The sequence below is a fragment of the Microbacterium sp. NPDC089696 genome (assembly GCF_044749125.1).
Lineage (GTDB): Bacteria > Actinomycetota > Actinomycetes > Actinomycetales > Microbacteriaceae > Microbacterium.
This window is the reverse complement of sequence record NZ_JBIVHF010000005.1, coordinates 1-19,466: the sequence shown is the minus strand read 5'-3', so window position 1 is coordinate 19,466 and position 19,466 is coordinate 1. Positions and strand designations below refer to the sequence as shown.

General features: G+C 70.3%; 17 protein-coding genes. 11 read left to right on the top strand and 6 right to left on the bottom strand.

Annotated elements, in window-relative coordinates; genetic code table 11:
- On the bottom strand, positions 1-924 hold the full coding sequence (locus ACIPY8_RS18700; protein WP_400821469.1) for a cation diffusion facilitator family transporter: 924 nt from the start codon (positions 922-924) through the stop codon (positions 1-3).
- A gap of 9 nt (positions 925-933) precedes the next feature.
- Positions 934-2,364 (bottom strand): MFS transporter, encoded by a 1,431-nt coding sequence (locus ACIPY8_RS18695; protein ID WP_400821467.1) that lies wholly within the window; start codon positions 2,362-2,364, stop codon positions 934-936.
- A 65-nt stretch (positions 2,365-2,429) separates the two neighbouring features.
- On the opposite strand from ACIPY8_RS18695, the gene ACIPY8_RS18690 reads away from it, so the two are divergent.
- A complete protein-coding gene (locus ACIPY8_RS18690) occupies positions 2,430-3,008 on the top strand; it encodes an ATP-dependent endonuclease (RefSeq protein ID WP_400821466.1) in 579 nt (192 codons plus the stop codon).
- Here ACIPY8_RS18690 and ACIPY8_RS18685 read toward each other — a convergent pair.
- Positions 2,989-3,897, bottom strand: a complete 909-nt coding sequence (locus ACIPY8_RS18685; RefSeq protein WP_400821465.1) for an Lrp/AsnC family transcriptional regulator — start codon at positions 3,895-3,897, stop codon at positions 2,989-2,991. The genes ACIPY8_RS18690 and ACIPY8_RS18685 overlap by 20 nt on opposite strands.
- Positions 3,898-4,118: 221 nt before the next feature.
- Between ACIPY8_RS18685 and ACIPY8_RS18680 the strand changes: the two genes are divergently transcribed.
- The 4 genes from ACIPY8_RS18680 to speB are packed head-to-tail and all read left to right on the top strand — an operon-like array spanning position 4,119 to position 9,799.
- Entirely contained in the window at positions 4,119-5,441 is a 1,323-nt protein-coding gene (locus ACIPY8_RS18680) for an MFS transporter (protein ID WP_400821464.1), read from the top strand.
- 43 nt (positions 5,442-5,484) lie between these two features.
- Positions 5,485-7,173 (top strand): amidohydrolase, encoded by a 1,689-nt coding sequence (locus ACIPY8_RS18675; protein ID WP_400821463.1) that lies wholly within the window; start codon positions 5,485-5,487, stop codon positions 7,171-7,173.
- Between the two features lie 26 nt (positions 7,174-7,199).
- Complete coding sequence (locus ACIPY8_RS18670; RefSeq protein WP_400821462.1) at positions 7,200-8,822, top strand: thiamine pyrophosphate-binding protein; 1,623 nt, start codon at positions 7,200-7,202, stop codon at positions 8,820-8,822.
- Between the two features lie 26 nt (positions 8,823-8,848).
- Positions 8,849-9,799, top strand: a complete 951-nt coding sequence (gene speB / locus ACIPY8_RS18665; RefSeq protein WP_400821460.1) for an agmatinase — start codon at positions 8,849-8,851, stop codon at positions 9,797-9,799.
- Between the two features lie 187 nt (positions 9,800-9,986).
- Here the strand turns inward: speB and ACIPY8_RS18660 are convergent, their stop codons facing one another.
- Positions 9,987-10,826, bottom strand: coding sequence for a serine protein kinase RIO (locus ACIPY8_RS18660; protein WP_400821458.1), 840 nt, complete (start codon positions 10,824-10,826; stop codon positions 9,987-9,989).
- A 267-nt stretch (positions 10,827-11,093) separates the two neighbouring features.
- On the opposite strand from ACIPY8_RS18660, the gene ACIPY8_RS18655 reads away from it, so the two are divergent.
- Positions 11,094-12,290 carry an MFS transporter gene (locus tag ACIPY8_RS18655; RefSeq protein ID WP_400821457.1) on the top strand — a complete coding sequence of 399 codons (1,197 nt, stop codon included), beginning with the start codon at positions 11,094-11,096 and terminating at the stop codon, positions 12,288-12,290.
- A gap of 120 nt (positions 12,291-12,410) precedes the next feature.
- Here ACIPY8_RS18655 and ACIPY8_RS18650 read toward each other — a convergent pair whose 3' ends face one another.
- The gene (locus ACIPY8_RS18650) at positions 12,411-13,322 is read right to left on the bottom strand and encodes a helix-turn-helix domain-containing protein (protein WP_400821456.1); all 912 of its coding nucleotides are present in this window, start codon (positions 13,320-13,322) and stop codon (positions 12,411-12,413) included.
- Between the two features lie 92 nt (positions 13,323-13,414).
- Here ACIPY8_RS18650 and ACIPY8_RS18645 point away from each other — a divergent pair, with 92 nt between their 5' ends.
- Positions 13,415-13,876: a DUF3817 domain-containing protein gene (locus ACIPY8_RS18645; RefSeq protein WP_400821454.1), complete on the top strand. Its 462-nt coding sequence runs from the start codon at positions 13,415-13,417 to the stop codon at positions 13,874-13,876.
- A 15-nt stretch (positions 13,877-13,891) separates the two neighbouring features.
- On the opposite strand, the gene ACIPY8_RS18640 is transcribed toward ACIPY8_RS18645, so the two are convergent.
- Complete coding sequence (locus tag ACIPY8_RS18640) at positions 13,892-14,821, bottom strand: NAD(P)/FAD-dependent oxidoreductase (RefSeq protein WP_400821453.1); 930 nt, start codon at positions 14,819-14,821, stop codon at positions 13,892-13,894.
- A gap of 206 nt (positions 14,822-15,027) precedes the next feature.
- Here ACIPY8_RS18640 and dnaK point away from each other — a divergent pair, with 206 nt between their 5' ends.
- From dnaK to ACIPY8_RS18620, 4 genes are all read left to right on the top strand, one after another.
- Complete coding sequence (gene dnaK, locus ACIPY8_RS18635) at positions 15,028-16,893, top strand: molecular chaperone DnaK (protein WP_400821451.1); 1,866 nt, start codon at positions 15,028-15,030, stop codon at positions 16,891-16,893.
- A gap of 2 nt (positions 16,894-16,895) precedes the next feature.
- The gene (locus tag ACIPY8_RS18630) at positions 16,896-17,552 is read left to right on the top strand and encodes a nucleotide exchange factor GrpE (protein ID WP_400821450.1); all 657 of its coding nucleotides are present in this window, start codon (positions 16,896-16,898) and stop codon (positions 17,550-17,552) included.
- Between the two features lie 7 nt (positions 17,553-17,559).
- The gene (locus tag ACIPY8_RS18625) at positions 17,560-18,546 is read left to right on the top strand and encodes a DnaJ C-terminal domain-containing protein (protein ID WP_400821448.1); all 987 of its coding nucleotides are present in this window, start codon (positions 17,560-17,562) and stop codon (positions 18,544-18,546) included.
- 64 nt (positions 18,547-18,610) lie between these two features.
- Positions 18,611-19,027 (top strand): heat shock protein transcriptional repressor HspR, encoded by a 417-nt coding sequence (locus ACIPY8_RS18620; RefSeq protein ID WP_400821611.1) that lies wholly within the window; start codon positions 18,611-18,613, stop codon positions 19,025-19,027.
- The last annotated feature ends 439 nt before the right edge of the window (positions 19,028-19,466 follow it).

The following is a 19,466-nucleotide window of genomic DNA, read 5'->3' as shown; positions in this document are numbered from 1 at the left end:
TCAGACTGCATCCTGACCGAAGTCGAGCGAGATCTCGTCGTCGACCGAGAGCGACAGCACGACCGTCTCGACGACGGGGTGCGCTTCGATCTGACGTTCGACGTCGCGCAGCCTGCTCGCCACGTCGTGCTCGCGCGCATCGCCCGTGAGGTCGACTTCGGCAACGAGGAACAGCCGGTTCGGCCCGACGTACTCGATGTGCAGATAGGTCACCCGCTGCACCTGCGGCGAGGTGAGCAGCGCGCGACCGACCCGATTCCGCAGTTCGGGCGTCGCGCTCGTGCCGACGAGGAACGCGATGTTCCTTCCGATGAGGATGATCGCGACGATCCCCAGGAGGATGCCGACGAGGATCGACCCCACGGCGTCCCACGCCGCGACGCCGGTGATCTGATGCAGGGCGATCGCCCCGCCCGCGAGCGCGAGGCCGATGAGGGCCGCCATGTCCTCGAAGAACACCGCACGCAGAGTCGTGTCGCTCGTCTCGAGCACGTAGTCCCAGGTCGAGGCTCCGCGCTCGCGTGCCAGGCGCCGCGAGCGTACGAGCGCCTGCGTGAACGACGCGCCCTCGAGGACGAACGCGATGCCGAGCACGGTGTACGCGATGACCGGGCTCTCCACCGGACCGGTCTCGCTGAGCTCCTGCACGCCGTGCATGATCGACACGATCGACCCCGCGGTGAAGATCCCGAACGCGGCGATCAGAGACCACACGAACGCCGCGCGCCCGTAGCCCAGGGGATGCCGCTCGTCCTTGGCCTTCGCCCCGCGGCGGTCGGCGATCAGCAGGAAGATCTCGTTGCCGGCGTCCGCCCAGGAGTGCGCCGCCTCGGCGACCATCGAGGCCGACGACGTGAGCGCGGCCGCCACGGTCTTCGCGATCGCGACGAGAACGTTGGCGAGGAACGCGATGATGACCGTCACGCGGTCAGGCTACTCCCGTCCGGACACCGCCGCGTTCGGGGTCGCCTTGACCGGCAGCAGCAGGAGGAACCCCGCGATCAGCACGATCACGATGCCGACGATGCCGAACGCGGTCGCGCCGGTGAGCACGATCAGCAGCGTCCAGGCGCCCGACGACATCCAGCTGGCCGCGCGACCGGTCGTGGCGTACAGGCCGAAGATCTCGCCCTCGCGCCCCGCCGGGGTGACCCGGGCGAGGAACGACCGCGCGGCGGCCTGCGCCGGGCCGACGAACGCGCACAGGATCAGGCCGCCGATCCAGAACACCACCGTCCCGGCATCCACGAGGAAGAACACCGCGAGGCCGGCGATCACCATCGACGCGAGCGACACGAGGATGATGCGCTTGGGCCCGTACGTGTCGTCGAAGCGCCCGGCGATGATGGTCGACACCCCCGCGATGAGGTTCGCGGCGATCCCGAAGATCACGAGCTCGAGGAACTCGAACCCGAACACCTGCCCCGCGATGATCGCGCCGAAGGCGAAGACGCCGCCGAGGCCGTCGCGGAACACGGCGCTCGACAGCAGGAACCAGAACGTGTTGCGCGTCTCGGGGTTGCGGTACAGGCCGACGACGTCCTTCACGAGGAGCGCGTACGAGGCGAAGAACCCGACCTTGCGATCCGGGCGGCCCAGCGACGGCTCCGGCACGTTGAGGAAGATCGGGATCGAGAAGACGACCGCCCAGATCGCGCAGCCCACGGCGATGATGCGGAACGGCAGGCCGCCGTCCTCCGGCAGGCCGAACCAGTCGAGCATGTAGAACACGACGACGAGCACGAGGGCGAGGATGCCGCCGATGTAGCCGAACCCCCACCCGAGGCCCGAGATGCGACCGACGGTCCTGGGGTTCGCGATGCCGATCAGCATGGCGTTCGAGTTCACCGCCGCGATCTCGCCGAACACCGAACCCGCGGAGATGAGAGCGACGCCGAGCCAGAACAGTGTCGGCGTCGGCTCGACGAACCACAGCCCGAACATGCAGGCGATCAGCGCGCCCGTGCCGATCCCGAGCCAGAGCTTCTGTCGTCCCGCGGCATCCGCCCGCTGTCCGAGCACCGGCGCGATGAGCAGGATCGCGATGCCCGCGATGGTCGATCCGAGTCCGAGGCCCGACGCCAGGTCCGCCTCGGCCGCCTTGCGGATCGGATCGTCCTCACCGAGAGCCGCGACGTCGGCGGGCAGGAACGCCTCGGTCGTCAGGTACAGCGCCGTGAAGATGAACGTGAGGATGACGGTGTTGAAGGGCTGCGTCGCCCAGTCCCACAGCGCCCAGGAGAACACCTGCTTCTTCGGGGCGGGCTCGTCGCCGCGCAGGTCGAGGCCGATGACGCCGACCGCGCCGCTGTTCGCCGTCGCGGCGGGCTCGGGCACCTCGCCGCTCTGGGGGGATTCGCTCATGCTCGCAGTCTGGCGGCGTGCGGTGAACGGACGGTGACGGCGCGCCGCAGGCGTAGGGTCGGGGCATGGCGACGACGCAGACCGTTCCGCGCACGGTCGTGCTGTTCGAGGGGCGCAGCGACAGCCTCGCCTTCCGGTCGCTCGCCCGCCGCAGAGGTGTCGACGTGCGCGCACTCGAACTCACAGACCTCGACGGGATCACCAACCTGCGCACCCGGGTCTCCGCGCTGCGCTCAGCCCTCGACGTCGCGCGCATCCTCGGTCTGTACGACGCTGCCGAAGGGGGCTACGTCTCGCGAGTGCTCGTCGATCTCGGGATGCTGGAGCAGGGCGCGAGTCCGGAGAGCATCGGGTTCTTCGGCTGCGAACGCGACCTGGAAGACGAGGTCATCGCGGCGGCGGGTCCCGATCTCGTGCAGGAGACCCTCGACGCCCGCGGCGAGCTCGGACGATTCCGGGTCTTCCAGGGTCAGCCGGCTCAGCGCGACCGCAGCATCCAGGAACAGCTGCACCGGTTCGCCGGCACGGCGGCCGGCCGCAAGGCGCGGTTCTCGGCCGACGTCATCGACGTGCTGCCGCTCGATCGGATGCCGCGAGCCTTGTCCGCTCTGCTCGACGCGTCCCTCAGTGCAGGCGGGCAGTGAGCGCGGGCGCGTGCAGCGTGCGGGCGTAGTCCTCCTTGAGCACCGCGAGGTGCAGCCAGGCCTCGATCCGGGTGACGCCGGCCAAGGACCGCAGCCTCTCCAGGCTCGCGTACAGCGCCCCCGCGGAGGGCTCGACGAGCGTCGCGACGGCGTCGAAGCGGCCGAGGGTACGGGCGGCGAAGTCGATGCCGCGTCCGGTGCGGAGCTCCTCGATCACGGCCTGGTCGTCCTGGTTGAGGTTGAGTCCCACGCCCATCGACAGCTGCCGGTGCGCGAGGCCGCGCGCCTCGACCGCGCTGATCTTGATGACGCCGCCGTCGATCAGGCGCTGCACCCGGGTTGCGACGGCCGAGGGGGAGAGGCGCACCGCGTCGCCGAGGGCCCGGAAGCTCATCCGCCCGTCGGACTGCAGGTGCTCGATGAGATCCTCGTCGATCGTGTCGAGCGTCACGTCACCGTGGTACTCCGACACGAAGAAGCCCTTCACGACGGTCGAGTAGATGATCGTGTTGATGTCGAGCACGCCGTCGATCGCGCGGATCTGGGCGAGCAGGTCGTGCAGATCCTCCATGGTGCCGAGGCGCACCTCGGTCACGAGGTCGTGAGCCCCGCCGACGGCCGAGACGAGCACGGTCTCGTTCATGTCGCGCAGATGCTCGGCGACGACCTCGACGGCCCCGTCGGTGCGGATCGACACGTGCGCGAGCACGTGCTGGCCGAGGAACACGGGGTCCACGGCGGCGACGACCCGCACGGTGCGGTCCTCGAGCATGGCGCGCAGGCGCCCGGCGACGGCGGCGCGGGACTGGTCGAGTCGCACGGCCAGCGAGCGGATGCTGGCGCGGCCGTCCTCCTGCAGCGCTCGGATCAGTTCGGCGTCGAAATCCATCGTGGGCTCACATTCCCCAGTTTCCCGCGAACGCGCAGTCGCGCGATCACAAGTGCAGTGTAAGCGCGTTCCGAACGGCCGAGAAGACCGATGATGCGCGATGCGAGAATCAGAACTCCAGTGAATCGAGCATCACGCTGGAGTTCTGGCCTTGTCGCGGACTCCGCGGGTCCGTAGCATCCTTCGCTATCCGAACATCTTCCGCAAAGGAGCGGGCCCTCATGGCTTCCACCCACAGCAAGGCGCGGCGCGCCGGCATCGCCGCCTTCGTCGGCACCACGATCGAGTGGTACGACTTCTACGTCTACGCGACCGCCGCGGCGCTCGTCTTCGGCCCGCTGTTCTTCCCGAGCGGGGACCGCCTCGCCGAGACGGCCGCGGCGTTCGCGACCTTCGCCGTCGCGTTCCTCGTCCGCCCGCTCGGCGGAATCATCTTCGGCCACATCGGCGACAAGCTCGGTCGCCGGGTCTCGCTCGTCATCACCCTGCTGCTCATGGGTGTCGCGACCGTGCTCGTCGGCTGCCTCCCCACCTACGAGAACATCGGCATCCTGGCTCCGATCCTCCTGATCCTGCTCCGCGCGATCCAGGGTCTCGCGGTCGGCGGCGAATGGGGCGGCGCGGTGCTGATGAGCGTCGAGCACGCCCCGGAGAAGTCCAAGACCTTCTACGGAGGGTTCACGCAGCTCGGCAACCCGGCCGGCGCCCTGCTGGCCTCAGGCATCTTCGCGATCATGTCGCGCGGTGGCGACACCTTCATCATGGACGGCGGATGGCGCATCCCCTTCCTCCTCTCGATCGTGCTCGTCGGCGTCGGCCTCTGGGTCCGCTACCGCGTCGAGGAGTCCCCGGTGTTCGAGAAGAAGATCGAGGGCCGCAAGCAGTCCATGCCCCTCGCCTTCGCGCTGCGCGCCAACTGGAAGCCGATCCTGCTCGGCATCGGCATCCTGCCGATCTCGACCGGCGGCTACTATCTCGCCACGACCTTCGCGACCGCCTACGCCACGGGCGAGCCCATCGCGATCAGCGAGCAGGTCATCCTCGACGCCATGACGATCGCCTCGTTCGTCGAGTTCGTCGTGACGCTCCCCGTCGCCTGGCTGGGTGACAAGTGGGGTCGCAAGAACGTCATGTACATCGGCCTCATCACCTCGGTGCTCACGTTCGCGCCGTTCCTGCTGATCATGCCCGGACGCGTCGAGCCGCTCATCTTCCTCCTCGCCTCGCTCGTGCGCATCGCGATGAGTGCGACCTACGCCCCGATCGCCGCGATCCTCGCCCAGATGTTCCGTCCGCAGGCCCGCTACACGTCGATCGCGCTGTCCTACGGTGTCGGCGCCGCCGTGTGGGCCGGGTTCTCGCCCTGGTTCGCGACCCAGCTGATCGCCTGGACGGGCAGCGTCTGGTCGGTCATCGCGATGTTCATCGGCATGGCGATCATCGCCGGCATCTGCACGCGCCTCGCGCCGCAGCACTCCGATGAGGCCCCCGTGACGGCGTCGTTCACCGCGCGCACCGACACCACGGCGAACCGGCTCCCCTGACCGCGGCCCCGCCGTATCCGACCGCACCGACAGCGAGGCTCCCATGAGAAAGCTCACCCCCTTCGACCGCTCCGCCCAGACGACGCCGCGGCTGTTCACGGCCCGAGCGATCCACACCGTGGATGCCGCGGACGCGACCGCCACCGCGCTGCTCACCGACCGCGGCAGGATCGTCGCGATCGGTACGCTCGCCGACTGCGAGCAGGCGGCGGAGCGGGCGGGTCTCGACCCCGAGGTCGTCGACCTGGGCGACGCGGTCGTCGTCCCCGGGTTCGTCGATGCGCACGCGCATCCGCTCATGTTCGGGCAGATGATGACGTGGGTGGACTGCGGCCCCGAGAAGGCGGGCAGCATCCCCGAGATCGTGGCCCTGCTGCAGGCGGCGGCCGCGGAGGCGCCGGCGGGGCGCCCGGTGCGCGGATACGGCTACGAGCAGCGCAACCTCGCCGAGAAGCGGCATCCGACCCGCTTCGAGCTCGACGAGGTGGCGACCGACCGCGAGGTGTACCTCATGAACGCCTCGGGTCACGGCGGGGTCGTGAACTCGCACACGCTCGCCATCAACGGTGTCGACCGCGACACCCCCGATCCTGACGGCGGCGAGTTCTTCCGCGACGCCGACGGCGAGCTGACCGGCGAGCTCTCGGATGCGGCGTGCAACATCCTCACGGGCGTGCACGGCGTGAAGATCGGACACCACGGTCCGAACTTCCACCTCGCCGACGAACCCGAGGAGCACCTGCGACAGCTGGATGCCGCGACGCAGCGGTTCCTCGCCGGAGGTGTCACGTCGATCGGCGACTGCCAGGTCACGCGTCGCGAGTTCGACATGTACCTGCGTCTCGCCGAGGCCGGGCGCCTCGAGCTTCGGGTGTCGATGTACCTGCTGTCGCACCTGCTCGACGAGGCGCTCGAGATGGGCATGGTCGGACAGTTCGGCAACGCGCACCTGAGCTTCGCCGGCATCAAGTTCTACGCCGACGGCACGCTCGGCGGGTGGACGGCGTACTTCCCCGACGGCTATGTGGGAGACCCGTGCCGCACCGGACAGCTCTACCACGAGCCCGCCGACTACGCGGCGCTCATCGCGAAGGCGCACGCCGCGGGGCTGCAGACCGCGACGCATGCGCAGTCGCCCACCGCGATCGAGATGGTCGTGTCCGCGATCGAGGCGGCGCTCGCCGAGAACCCCGACCCCGACGCGCGCCACCGCATCGAGCACTGCGGCCTGCCGACGCCCGAGCAGATCGCGCGCATGGCGGCCGCCGGCATCCGCCCCGTGAACCAGACGCAGCACTACTTCAACTGGGGCGAGGGCGTCGAGGAGGCGATCGGCACCCCGGGCGAGCGCTTCAACCCGCTCGGCGAGTTCGAGCGCGCGGGCGTGCCGATGACGATCTCGTCGGATGCTCCGGTCGCCGAGCCGATCCCGCTCGAGGCGATCCAGACGGCGGTGACGCGCGTGACGCGACGCGGCCACTCGCTCGGACCCGCCGATCTGCGCATCTCCGCCGCCGCGGCGCTCCGCGCCCACACGTACGAGGGCGCCGTGTCGATCGGCCGCGAGGACGACCTGGGCTCGCTCGAAGTGGGCAAGTACGCCGACTTCGCGGTGCTGTCGGACGACCCGCTCACGGTCGCGGCCGAGGACATCTCGGCGATCACGGTGCGGGAGACGTGGGTCGACGGTGAGCGCCGGCACGTGGCGGCTCGCGCCGAGGCCCCCGCGTGAGCGTGCCGGTGAGCGAGGATCGGGGCATGACCGAACCGCACGCCGATCTCGCTGCGCCCTACACCGACACCGCCGGGCGTGCGGTGCTCGAGACGATCCGCGGCTACGGGGTCGACGCCGTGTTCGGCATCCCGGGCACGCACAACCTCGAGCTGTATCGACCGCTCGCCGACCTCGGCATCCGCGCCGTGACGAATCGCCACGAGCAGGGCTCGGGCTACGGCGCCGACGGCTGGGCGCAGCAGACCGGTCTGCCCGGGGTCGTGATCACGACGTCGGGCCCCGGGCTGCAGAACGCGATGAGCGCGATCGGCACGGCGTTCTGCGAATCACGACCGCTCATCGTGCTGTCGCCGGGCGTCGCGCGCGGTGCGGAGTTCGCCGACGTCGGCACGTTGCACGAGACCAAGGACGCCACCGCCATGGTCGGCGCGATCGCCGAGTGGTCGCGCCGCGTCACGACGGCCGTCGAGGCCGTGGAGGCCGTGCACGACGCGTTCGCGCTGTTCCGCACCGGGCGCCCGCGTCCCGTGCACATCGAGATCCCGCTGGACGTGCTCGAGGCGCCGGCCGACGTACCCGTCGAGGCGCGAAGACCGCGTCCAGCGCCGCCCCGCGTCTCCGGCGACCCCGTCGCGCTCGTGGAGGCGGCTCGATTGCTGTCGGCGGCCGAGCGCCCGGTGATCGTCGCCGGAGGCGGATCGACGGATGCCGTGCACGAGCTCACCGCGATCGCCGAACGCCTCGGCGCCCCGGTGCTCACGACCCTGAACGGCAAGGGCGTGGTCGACGAGACGCATCCGCTCTCGCTGGGATCGAACCTGCGCCTCGCGGCGGCCCGCGCGGTCGCCGAGGACGCCGACGTGCTGCTCGTCGTGGGCTCGAAGCTCGGGGAGGCCGAGCTGTGGGCGCCGCGACTCGAGGCGCGCGGCGCGGTCGTGCGCGTCGACATCTCGCCGGCGCAGCTCGACAAGAACCTCGCGGCGACCGTGGCCCTCCGGGGCGACGCCGCCGCCGTGACGGGCGCCCTGCTGGAGCTCCTCCCGACCGAGCCGCGGGCCGCCCGCGACCTGAGCGCCGAGCGGGCCGCGATCGCGCAGGAGATGCACGGGGTGCTGCCCGAGACGGTCGCGCTGGCCGAGGTCATCGCCGAGGCTCTGCCCGACGACGCGATCGTCGCGGGCGACTCCTCGCAGATCGTCTACATGGCGCTCGGCAGCGTGCTGGCGTCCCGCGATCCGCACTCGCTCCTCTACACGCCGACGTACGCGACGCTCGGCTACGGCCTGCCCGCGGCGATCGGCGCCCGCGTCGCGCAGACCGAGCGTCCCGTCGTGACCGTGATCGGCGACGGCGCCCTGATGTTCTGCGTGAACGAACTCGTGACCGCGGTCGAGCAGCGGCTGGACGTCACGGTCGTGTGCGTCGACAACGGCGGCTACGCCGAGATCCGTCAGAACGAGGTCGACCGCGGCATGACACCGGTCGGCGTCGACCTCGTACAGCCCGACTGGGCCGCGCTCGCCACCGCGTTCGGCGCGCACGGCCGCCGCGTCGAGGCGCGCGCCGACATCATCCCCGCCATCCGCGAGGCGATCGCCGACGGGGGCGTGCAGCTGGTGCACCTCCCGCAGAGCGCCCTCGACTGACCTCCCCGACAGAACAGGAACCACCGATGACCGAGAACGTGGGCCCCATCGACGCCTCGAAGAACCCCCGCTACTCGGGGATCGCGACCTTCGCGCGTCTCCCGCGCATCGAAGACGTCGAGCGCGCCGACATCGCCGTCGTCGGCATCCCCTTCGACTCGGGCGTGAGCTACCGTCCCGGCACCCGGTTCGGGCCGTCGCACGTGCGCGAGTCCTCGCGCCTCCTGCGTCCGTACAACCCCGCGCAGGACGTGTCGCCGTTCCAGGTCGCGCAGGTCGTGGACGCCGGCGACATCCCGGTCAACCCGTTCGACCTCACCGAGGCCGTGACCGAGGTCGAGGCCGCGGCGCGGGCGCTCGGCGAGCAGGTGCAGCGCATCGTCACGATCGGCGGAGACCACACGGTCGCCCTGCCGCTGCTGCGCGCGGTCGCCGCGAAGCACGGGCCCGTCGCCGTGCTGCACTTCGACGCGCACCTCGACACGTGGGACACCTACTTCGGGGCGCCCATCACGCACGGCACGCCGTTCCGCCGCGCGAGCGAGGAGGGGCTGATCGACCTCACCGCGAGCTGTCACGTCGGCACGCGCGGCCCCCTCTACTCGAAGCAGGACCTCGAGGACGACGCCCGCCTCGGCTTCTCCATCGTGTCGAGCGAGTACATCGAGGAGCACGGCGTCGAGGCCGGCATCCAGCGCATCCTGCAGCGCATCGGCGACCGCCCGCTGTACGTGTCGATCGACATCGATGTGCTCGACCCCGCCCACGCCCCCGGCACCGGGACCCCCGAGGCCGGTGGACTCACGAGCCGCGAGCTGCTGCGCATCCTCAGGGCTCTGCGTGACCGCGACATCGTCGGCGCCGACGTCGTCGAGGTCTCGCCCGCGTACGATCACGCGCAGATGACCGGCATCGCCGCGAGCCACGTCGTGTACGAGCTCGTGACGCTTCTCGCCGCGCGCCTCGCCCAGGACTGACGCGGAACTCCCGGCCTGCATCCCGTTCCGGTCGCACTTCGTGCCGCCGGGCTGGGCCGTCATCCGGTTCCGGTCGCACTTCGTGCCGCCCATGAGCCTCCGCGACGGCACGAACTGCGACGGGAGGGAAAGGGTCCGCCTCCGAGGCGGCACGAATTGCGACGGGAGCGAATGACCCCACCCGCGCTCACACGAACGATGACGCGAGCAGCTCGGCGAACAGCTCCTCGGCGTCGCACTCGATACGTCGGCGCGCGAACCAGTCGCACACGTTGACGCAGTCGCGGTGCAGGAGGTCGAGCCCCTGCGGGTTCGCGATCACGTCGACGATCTGCGGCAGATCGATCACCCGCACCCGGCCCTCGTGCACGAGCAGGTTGTAAGCCGAGAGGTCGCCGTGCGCGAATCCGGCCGCGGCGAACACCCGCATGATGTCGACGACCTGCGCGAAGTGCCCCGCGAGTTCGGCGCGGTCCGCGCGCACCTGGGCGAGGCGCGGGGCCGCTGCGCCGTCGGCATCCCCGAGGAACTCCATGAGGATCTCGGTGCCGTTCACCTGCACCGGATAGGGTACGGGGGCGCCGAGCTCGTGCATGCGGCTCAAGGCCTCGAACTCGGCAATCGACCACGCGGATGCCGCGACCTCACGACCGTGCGAGGACTTCTTCGCCAGGGCGCGGGTGTCGCGGGTGTTCCGCGTCGCGCGACCCTCGGTATAGGTCGCCGAACGGTGGAATCCGCTGCGATCGCTGTCGCGGTACCGCTTCGCCGCGAGCAGTGTGCGCTGCGCGGGGTCGCCGGGCACCGCGCGCTCGAGCAGGAGGACGTCGGCCTCCTTGCCGGTCTTGAGGATGCCGAGCTCGGTGTCGAGCGCGCCGGCATCGGTCACGATCCAGTCGGGTCGGGGCTGTGGGCCGCGCTGCGTGGGGATGGTCGTCGGCCAGGTGGTCCAGCGCTGGTTCTCGCCGGGCTCGACATCGGCGAAGGAGAGCGAGGAAGCGTCGAAGGACGCGAAGGGATCGTTCACTGCGTGTGACTCCAGGAGAGGGGGCCACGCGCGGATCAGGAGCGGGCGGCCCGGGGAAGGATGTCGGCGGGAGGCGCGACGAAGACGGCGTTCATGTCATCGGCTCCTCTCGTGAGGCCTTCCGGGCGGGTCCCGGTGCGTCGTCGAGCCTAGAGCGTGGGGCGGATGCTGTCCAGACCCCGAGGCCGCCGAACGCGCCGGACGATCGGTCGGATGCCGCGGACGCGGCGTCGGGCGCGAGGGGCGGCGACCTGGAAATCTGGAAGCATGACCACGACCGCCCCCGTTCCCGTGACGACCACGCGCACCGAGAGCATCCGCTACGGCGGACTCATCGTGCTGATGCTGATGGGCTTCCTGCTCGTCACGGCCGAATTCCTCCCCAACGGGGTGCTCACTGAGATGGCCGACGCGCTGGGCGTGACGCCCGGACAGGCGGGCCAGACCGTCACGGTCACCGCGCTCGTCGGACTCGTCGTCGCCCCCACGGTGGGCCTGATCTTCCCGCGGCTCGACCGCCGGTCGCTGCTCGTGTGGATGGCGCTCGCCGCAGCCGTCTCGAACCTCGTCGTCGCGATCGCCCCGAACCTCCTGATCGTGCTTCTCGCGCGGTTCCTGCTCGGCGCCGCGATCAGCGCGTTCTGGGCCATGTCGATCACGGTGGCCGTGCGCCTCGCCGGCCCGGAGCACCTGGGCCGCGGCGTGATGTTCACGTCGGCGGGCGTGTCCCTCGCGACGGTCGCCGGCGTCCCGCTCGGCGTCATGCTCAGCGAGATCGTGAACTGGCAGGCTGTGTTCGCGATCGCCGGGGTGCTCATGGTGCTGCTGGCGGTCGCGCTGCGGTTCGTTCTGCCGCAGGTCCCGGCCGAGCAGGCGTCCAGCATCCGTCTCCTCGTCGACACCCTGCGTCGCCCCGGGATCGGTCTCGGGATGGTCGGGCACGTGCTCGTCGTGCTCGGACACTTCCTCGCCTACACGTACGTGCGCCTCGCGCTCGAGGCCATCCCCGGCGTCGACGCGTCGACGATCGTGATCCTGCTGGCGCTGTTCGGCGTCGGCGGTCTCGCGGGCAACCTGTCGATCGGTCTCATCATCGACCGGCGCTTCGCGTTCTTCTCGGTGTTCGCGCCGCTCGTGATCGCCGTCTCGGTGCTGTCGATGATCCTGCTCGCGGGCACCGTCATCGGCGTGGGGATCATCGTGCTCGTGTGGGGCTTCTTCTTCTCGTCGTGGCTGCTCGTCGCCAACACCTGGGTCGGGCACCGGATGCCCGACCGCCTCGAGGCCGGCGGCAGCCTCGTCGTCGTCGGGTTCCAGGGCGCGATCACCCTCGCGGCCGGGGTGGGTGGTCTGCTCGTGGACACGCTCAGCATCCAGCTCGTGTACGTGATCGGCGCGGTCGTGCTGCTGCTCGGCGCCGTGCTGTTCGGGGCCTCGAACCGGATCGCCCGGACCCGCGGCTGAGGCCGGGAACCCGGGCACGGCTTCGGATGCCGCGGCGCGGCGCGCCGGTGAGAGGCGTCGATCCACGGCGTGTCGGGTGTCGGCTCCGAAGCTGTGCCCGCGAGCGCGCCTGAGTCCAGGTCAGGCCAGGACGGCCGCGTGCGACGCCCGCCACGACGACGGGGTCATGCCCGTGCGGCGGCGGAACGCCCGGCTGAACCCCTCGTCCGAGGCGTAGCCCAGAGCGCGGGAGGTCTCGGACACCGAGCGGCCGGCCTCGAGCATCCGCTTGGCCTCGTCGACGCGCACCTCGGTGACGTAGTCGGCGGGCGAACGTCCGATCGCCGCGCGGAACCGCTCCGCGAACACCGAGCGCGACATCGCCCCCACGTTCGCGAGGCTCTCGACCGTCCACTCGTCGCCCGGACGCTCGTGGATCGCCTCGACGACGCGGTCGAGGAAGGGGTCGGATGCCGCGGGCCAGCCCGCCGGAGCGCAGCCGTTCGCGGCCCACGCGCGGATCACCGACAGCAGCACCGTCTTCGCCATCATGCGGCAGATGACCGGGTCCCCCTGTCGTGCGGGCGATCCTGGCGGGTCGATCGGCCGCATGCTGCCGGCGAGGGCGGCGGCCGCGGGCTCGAGCGCGTCGAACGACGTGACGGTCACCGGGTCGGGCAGGGCGCTCGCGAGCAGTCGAGCACTCTCCGAGAACTCGAGGTCGAACACCACGAGCTCGGCCGGGCCGTCGGCCTCGAGCGCGAATGCGGTGCGACCGGATGCGAGGAAGGCGTCCCCCGCCGACAGGGACGCGGTGCGCGGGTGCTCATCCACGGCGATCGCCGACGAGGCCCGGTCGACGTCGAGGCGGCATCCGGTGTGCAGCGGCGGGTGGCCGCGCACCGCTCCGGAGGCGACGTACACGAGGGTCGCGCTGCCGGTCGGGAGGGGGAGCAGCTCGCCGGGCGCGAGAGGCGCACGTCGGGCGATGCCGACCGTCAGGTCGACGGAGTCGAGCACGCGCGCGAGCGTGGAGGAGTCGGCGGTCACCATGCCTCTGGCAACGCGCTCACGGGCGGGGGTATTCCGATCTCGGGCTCATAGGGAGCCCCGATACGCTGGCGGGAACCCACCCGAGGAGTCCCGTGTTCCGTGCACCCGGCCGTCTGTTCCGCGTCCTGGCGATCGCGGAGGCGATCACCTGGACCATCCTCATCTCGGCGATGATCGCCCGTGCCCTCGGAGCGCCGGGCATCGTGGTGACGATCGGCGGCGGCATCCACGGCTTCGTGTTCCTCGCCTACGCCGCCACGGCCGTGCTCGTCGCCCTCAACCAGCGCTGGCACATCGGTGTCGCGGTGGTCGCGGTGGCCAGCGCCGTGATCCCCTACGCCACGATCCCCACCGAGATCTGGCTGCAGCGCACGCGGCGACTCGACGGCGACTGGCGGCTGGAGCCGAGCGGCGATCCGCGCGACGCCCGCTGGTACGACCGGCTCATGCGCTGGTTCCTGCGCCGCCCCTGGGTGCTCGCGATCCTGCTCGCGGTCGGCATCGTCGCCCTGTACGTGATCCTGCTGCTGGTCGGCCCGCCCGGCGGCAAGTGAGCCTGTAGTTCGCGCTCAGTGCGCGAACTCGACCCCCACGGCGTCCCGCACGATGGTCCTGGCCGCCTGCGCCCCTGCGCCGGCGGCGACGATGAGCTGCTGCGGCCCCGGAACAGCGGCGTCGCCGGCGGCGTAGAGTCCCGCGACGCCCGTGCGCCCGCCGCGGTCGACCACCACGTGTCCGTGCTCGTCGACCGTCGGGGCCATGCCGTGCAGGAACGACAGGTCGCTGTGCCACTCCGGGCGCACGAACCCGCCGTCGATCGGCGTCTCGCCGCCGCCCTCGACCCGTACGGCCTCGATCGCCCCGCGGTCGCCGACGAGCTCGACGACGGGCTCTCGCCGGACGGACACGCCGCGCGTGAGCAGCTCCGCCTCCTCGGCCGTCGTCACCGCGTCCGAGCCGTTCGTGAAGACCGTGAGGCTCGGCGTCCAGTGCGAGATGAGGCGTGCGCGGTCGGCGAGGTCGGGAGTCTCGCCGATCAGCGCGAGCCGGCGGCCCTGCAGCTCCCACGCGTCGCACGCGGTGCAGCTGAACAGGCTCATGCCGTAGAAGCCGCGCAGGTTCGGCACATCCGGCAGCGTCTCGCGCAGACCGGTCGCGAGCAGCACTCGACGCGCGGTCACCGTCTCGGTCGGCTCTCGCCGCCCGAGCGCGGCGACGAAGCCGTCCTGTTCGCGGCGGAGGGAGAGCACTCGCACCCGGGAGCGGACCTCGACCTCGGGATAGGCGTCGAGCTCGGCGCGGGCGAGCCGGCGCAACTCGTGCGGCGGCACGCCGTCTCTCGTGAGGAAGCCGTGCGAGTTCATCGTCGCGGCGTTGCGCGGGCGGTCCGCGTCGACGAGCAGCACGCGCAGGAGCGACCGGCCGAGGTTGAGCGCGGCGGAGAGACCTGCGGGACCTCCGCCCACGATGAGCGCGTCGTAGGGGGTCGAGTCGTCCATGCGCACCTCCGTCCCCTCCATCCTGCCATCTCCTGCTTAGGGTGGCCTTACTTGGCGCGTTCAGTTCGAAAGTTGAGCGAACTCATATCAAGTTTGTTTGACAGTGTCCGACGGTCGGAGTACAGTTGAGCCATCGCGACTCAGGTTTCCCTGATCGCCCCGGATTTTCCGACCACATCAACTCACGCGACACAAAGGAGAACAACATGGCACGTGCTGTGGGAATCGACCTCGGAACGACGAACTCCGTCGTCAGCGTCCTCGAGGGCGGCGAGCCGAAGGTCATCGCCAACGCCGAGGGCTTCCGCACCACCCCCTCGGTGGTCGCCTTCACGAAGGACGGCGAGGTGCTCGTCGGCGAGACCGCCAAGCGCCAGGCCGTCACGAACGTCGACCGCACCATCGCGTCCGTCAAGCGCCACGTCGGCACCGACTGGTCGTTCGACGTCGACGGCAAGAAGTGGACGCCGCAGGAGATCTCCGCGCGCATCCTGCAGAAGCTCAAGCGCGACGCCGAGTCGTACCTGGGGGACACCGTGACGGATGCCGTCATCACCGTCCCCGCGTACTTCAACGACGCCGAGCGTCAGGCCACCAAGGAGGCCGGCGAGATCTCGGGCCTCAACGTCCTGCGCATCATCAACGAGCCGACCGCGGCCGCCCTGGCCTACGGCCTCGACAAGGGCAAGGAGGACGAGCTCATCCTCGTCTTCGACCTCGGCGGCGGAACCTTCGACGTCTCCCTCCTCGAGGTGGGCAAGGACGACGACTTCTCCACGATCCAGGTCCGCGCGACCGCCGGCGACAACCGCCTCGGCGGCGACGACTGGGACCAGCGTCTCGTCGACTACCTGATCAAGCAGTTCAAGGAGACCACGGGCGTCGACGTCTCGGGTGACAAGATCGCTCTGCAGCGTCTCAAGGAGGCCGCGGAGCAGGCGAAGAAGGAGCTCTCCTCCTCGACCTCGACCAGCATCAACCTGCCGTACCTGTCGCTGACGGAGTCCGGCCCGGTGTCGCTGAGCGAGACCATCACCCGCGCGAAGTTCGAGGACCTCACCAAGGACCTCCTCGACCGCACCAAGAAGCCCTTCGAGGACGTCATCCGCGAGGCGAACATCAAGGTCGCCGACATCGACCACATCGTGCTGGTCGGCGGATCGACCCGTATGCCCGCCGTCGCCGAGCTCGTCAAGCGCGAGACCGGCAAGGAGGCCAACAAGGGCGTCAACCCCGACGAGGTCGTGGCCGTGGGCGCAGCCCTGCAGGCCGGTGTCCTCAAGGGCGAGCGCAAGGACGTGCTGCTGATCGACGTCACCCCGCTGAGCCTCGGCATCGAGACCAAGGGCGGCATGATGACCAAGCTCATCGAGCGCAACACGGCCATCCCGACCAAGCGCAGCGAGACCTTCACGACGGCCGACGACAACCAGCCGTCCGTCGCGATCCAGGTCTTCCAGGGCGAGCGCGACTTCACGCGCGACAACAAGCCGCTCGGCACGTTCGAGCTCACCGGCATCGCCCCGGCTCCGCGCGGCATCCCGCAGATCGAGGTCACGTTCGACATCGACGCGAACGGCATCGTGCACGTGTCCGCCAAGGACAAGGGCACCGGCACCGAGAAGTCGATCGTCATCTCCGGCGGCTCGTCGCTGTCGAAGGAGGACATCGAGCGGATGGTGCGCGAGGCCGAGGAGCACGCCGCGGAGGACAAGCAGCGCCGTGAGGCCGCCGAGGTCCGCAACCAGGCCGAGACGCTCGCGTACTCGATCGACAAGCTGCTCACCGAGAACGACGACAAGCTGCCCGAGGACGTGAAGACCGAGGTCAAGGCCGACGTCGACGCGCTCAAGACGGCGCTCGCGGGCGAGGACGAGGAGGCCGTGAAGACGGCGTTCGACAAGCTCAACCAGTCGCAGTCCAAGATCGGCGAGGCGCTCTACGCCTCCTCGCAGGCGGATGCCGCGGCCGGTGCCTCGGCCGAGGGCGACGCCCCCGCCGGTGACGACACGTCCTCCGACGAGGACGTCATCGATGCCGAGGTCGTGGACGACGAGGACGAGAAGAAGTAATCATGACGGACAAGAACTTCGACGAGAACCAGAATTCTGAGTCCGCCGAAGGTCGCAGCGAGGGGTCGGACGCTCAGGCGTCCGGCCCCGAGCCGCAGAACCAGGACTCCCGCGAGGCGATGGCCTCCGAGGGCTCGGACGAGACGCCGGTCGACGGCGCCCCCGACGACCTCACGGTCGACGACATCCTCGGGGCCACGCAGACCGGCGAGGCCGCGGCCGAGGATGCCGTCCTCGCCGACCTGGAGTCCACTCTGCTGAACGACCTCAAGCGCCTGCAGGCCGAGTACGCGAACTACCGCCGCCGCACCGAGGAGCAGCGCCAGGTCGAGATCGAGCGCGCGAAGGGCGAGGCCGCCAAGGGCCTCATCCCCGTGCTCGACGATCTCGCCCGCGCCGCCCAGCACGGCGACCTCGTCGAGGGCACGCCCTTCGCCGTGATCGCCGACAAGGTGCGCAACGTGGTCGACCGTCTCGGCGTGGTCTCGTACGGGGCGGCGGGCGAGGAGTTCGACCCGCAGCGCCACGAGGCGATCTTCCAGCAGCCCACCCCGGGCGCCACCACGACGACGATCCTCGAGGTGGTCGAGGTGGGCTACCGCCTCGGCGACGTCGAGCTGCGACCCGCCAAGGTCGTGGTCGCCGTCCCTGCCGAGTAGGTGATCGATGGCTAGCCAGGACTGGTTCGACAAGGACTTCTACAAGACCCTCGGGGTCGCGAAGGACGTCAGCGACGCCGATCTCAAGAAGACGTACCGCAAGCTCGCCCGCAAGTACCACCCCGACTCCAATCAGGGCGACGCGAAGGCCGAGGCGAAGTTCAAGGAGATCAGCGAGGCCTACTCGGTGCTCGCCGACGCCGAACAGCGCAAGGAGTACGACGAGATCCGTGCGATGGGCTCAGGCGCCCGCTTCACGGCCGGCGGCCAGTCCGGCGGCGGCTTCGAAGACGTCTTCAGCCGGTTCGGCCAGCAGGGTCGAGGCCAGTCGGCCGACTTCGAGGACATCTTCGCGATGTTCAACCAGGGTCAGGGCGGTGGATCGTTCGGCTCCGGTCGGTTCGGTCAGACGTCCGGCGGATTCCGCGGCTTCGGCGGCCCCCAGCGGGGCGCCGACGTCACGGCCCGCACGACGCTCGACTTCGCGACCGCGGTGCAGGGCGAGACGATCAGCCTGCAGGGCGAGGACGGCAAGCCGTTCAAGGTGAAGATCCCCGCGGGTGTCGCCGACGGGCAGAAAATCCGTCTGCGCGGCCGGGGTCGTCCCTCGCCGGACGGCGGGGAGAGCGGCGACATCGTGGTGCAGATCACGGTGCGGCCGCATCCGGTCTTCACGCGCGACGGGCTCAACCTCCGCGTCGTGGTGCCGGTGACCTTCACGGAGGCGGCGCTCGGCGCGACGATCGAGGTTCCGACGCTCGGCGGCGACACGGTCAAGCTGCGCGTCGCGCCCGGCACGCCGTCCGGTCGGGTGCTCCGCGTCAAGGGACGCGGCGTCACGACGTCGAAGGGCACGGGAGACCTGCTCGCCGAGCTGCAGATCGCGGTGCCGTCGCACCTCGACGACGCGGCGAAGGAGGCGCTGGAGAAGTTCCAGTCGCTCGAGCCCGCCGAGAACCCGCGCGCCGACCTGATGGCGAAGGCACGGCGCTGACATCATGACCGGGATGACGACCCCGACCACCGGAGAGAGGTGACCGTCCGTGGCTGATCAGCAGATGGATGCCGACACCCCGGTGTTCGCGATCGCCGTCGCCTCCGAGCTCGCGGGCATGCACCCGCAGACGCTGCGCCAGTACGACCGGATCGGACTCGTCGTCCCGGGTCGGACCTCGGGCGGCTCCCGTCGGTACTCGACGAGGAACATCGAGCAGCTCCGCGAGGTCGCCCAGCTCTCCTCCGAGGGGGTGAGCCTCCCGGCGATCGCCAGACTCCTCGACCTCGAGGACGAGAACCGGATGCTGCGCCGGCGCGTGGCAGACCTGGACGCGGCGCTCCGTGCCGAGCGGGAGAACCGTCCCGGTGTCCGGGTCTTCGCCGCCGGCTCCGCCGGCGTCGTGCCGATGCCGAGCGGGCGCCGTCTGCGCCGCTCCACGGAGGTGGTGCTCTGGCACCCGGGGAGCAGTCGGGGCTGAGGAGATCCCGTGCGATCCGCCGGGCGACACGCCCGGCGGATCGCAGCGATTTGCCGGTGTCCCGGAATCCACGTAAGTTATTACCTGTTCGCCCCACAGGGAAGCGGAGAGGCCGAGAGCCTTACCCCCCTCAAGCGGAGAACCACTCCCTCAGATCGGCTCCTCGGAGCAGGTCTCGGACACACTTCTGTCCGATGTGGGAGCTTCCCGAACGGGAGGGCGGTCGATTTGACAGCCCGAACGGAACGGATAAGCTAGTGAAGTTGCCCGAGCGCGATCAGCGCGGGGCACCGGATCTGGGCCTGAACCTCACGGCGTGTCGATTTGACAGCCGGAACGGCGCAGGTAAGATTGAGAAGTTGCCCTTCGGGCCTGACTGTGATGGTTGGGTCGGGGGAGCGTCCGATCCTTGAGAACTCAACAGCGTGCACTTGTCAAA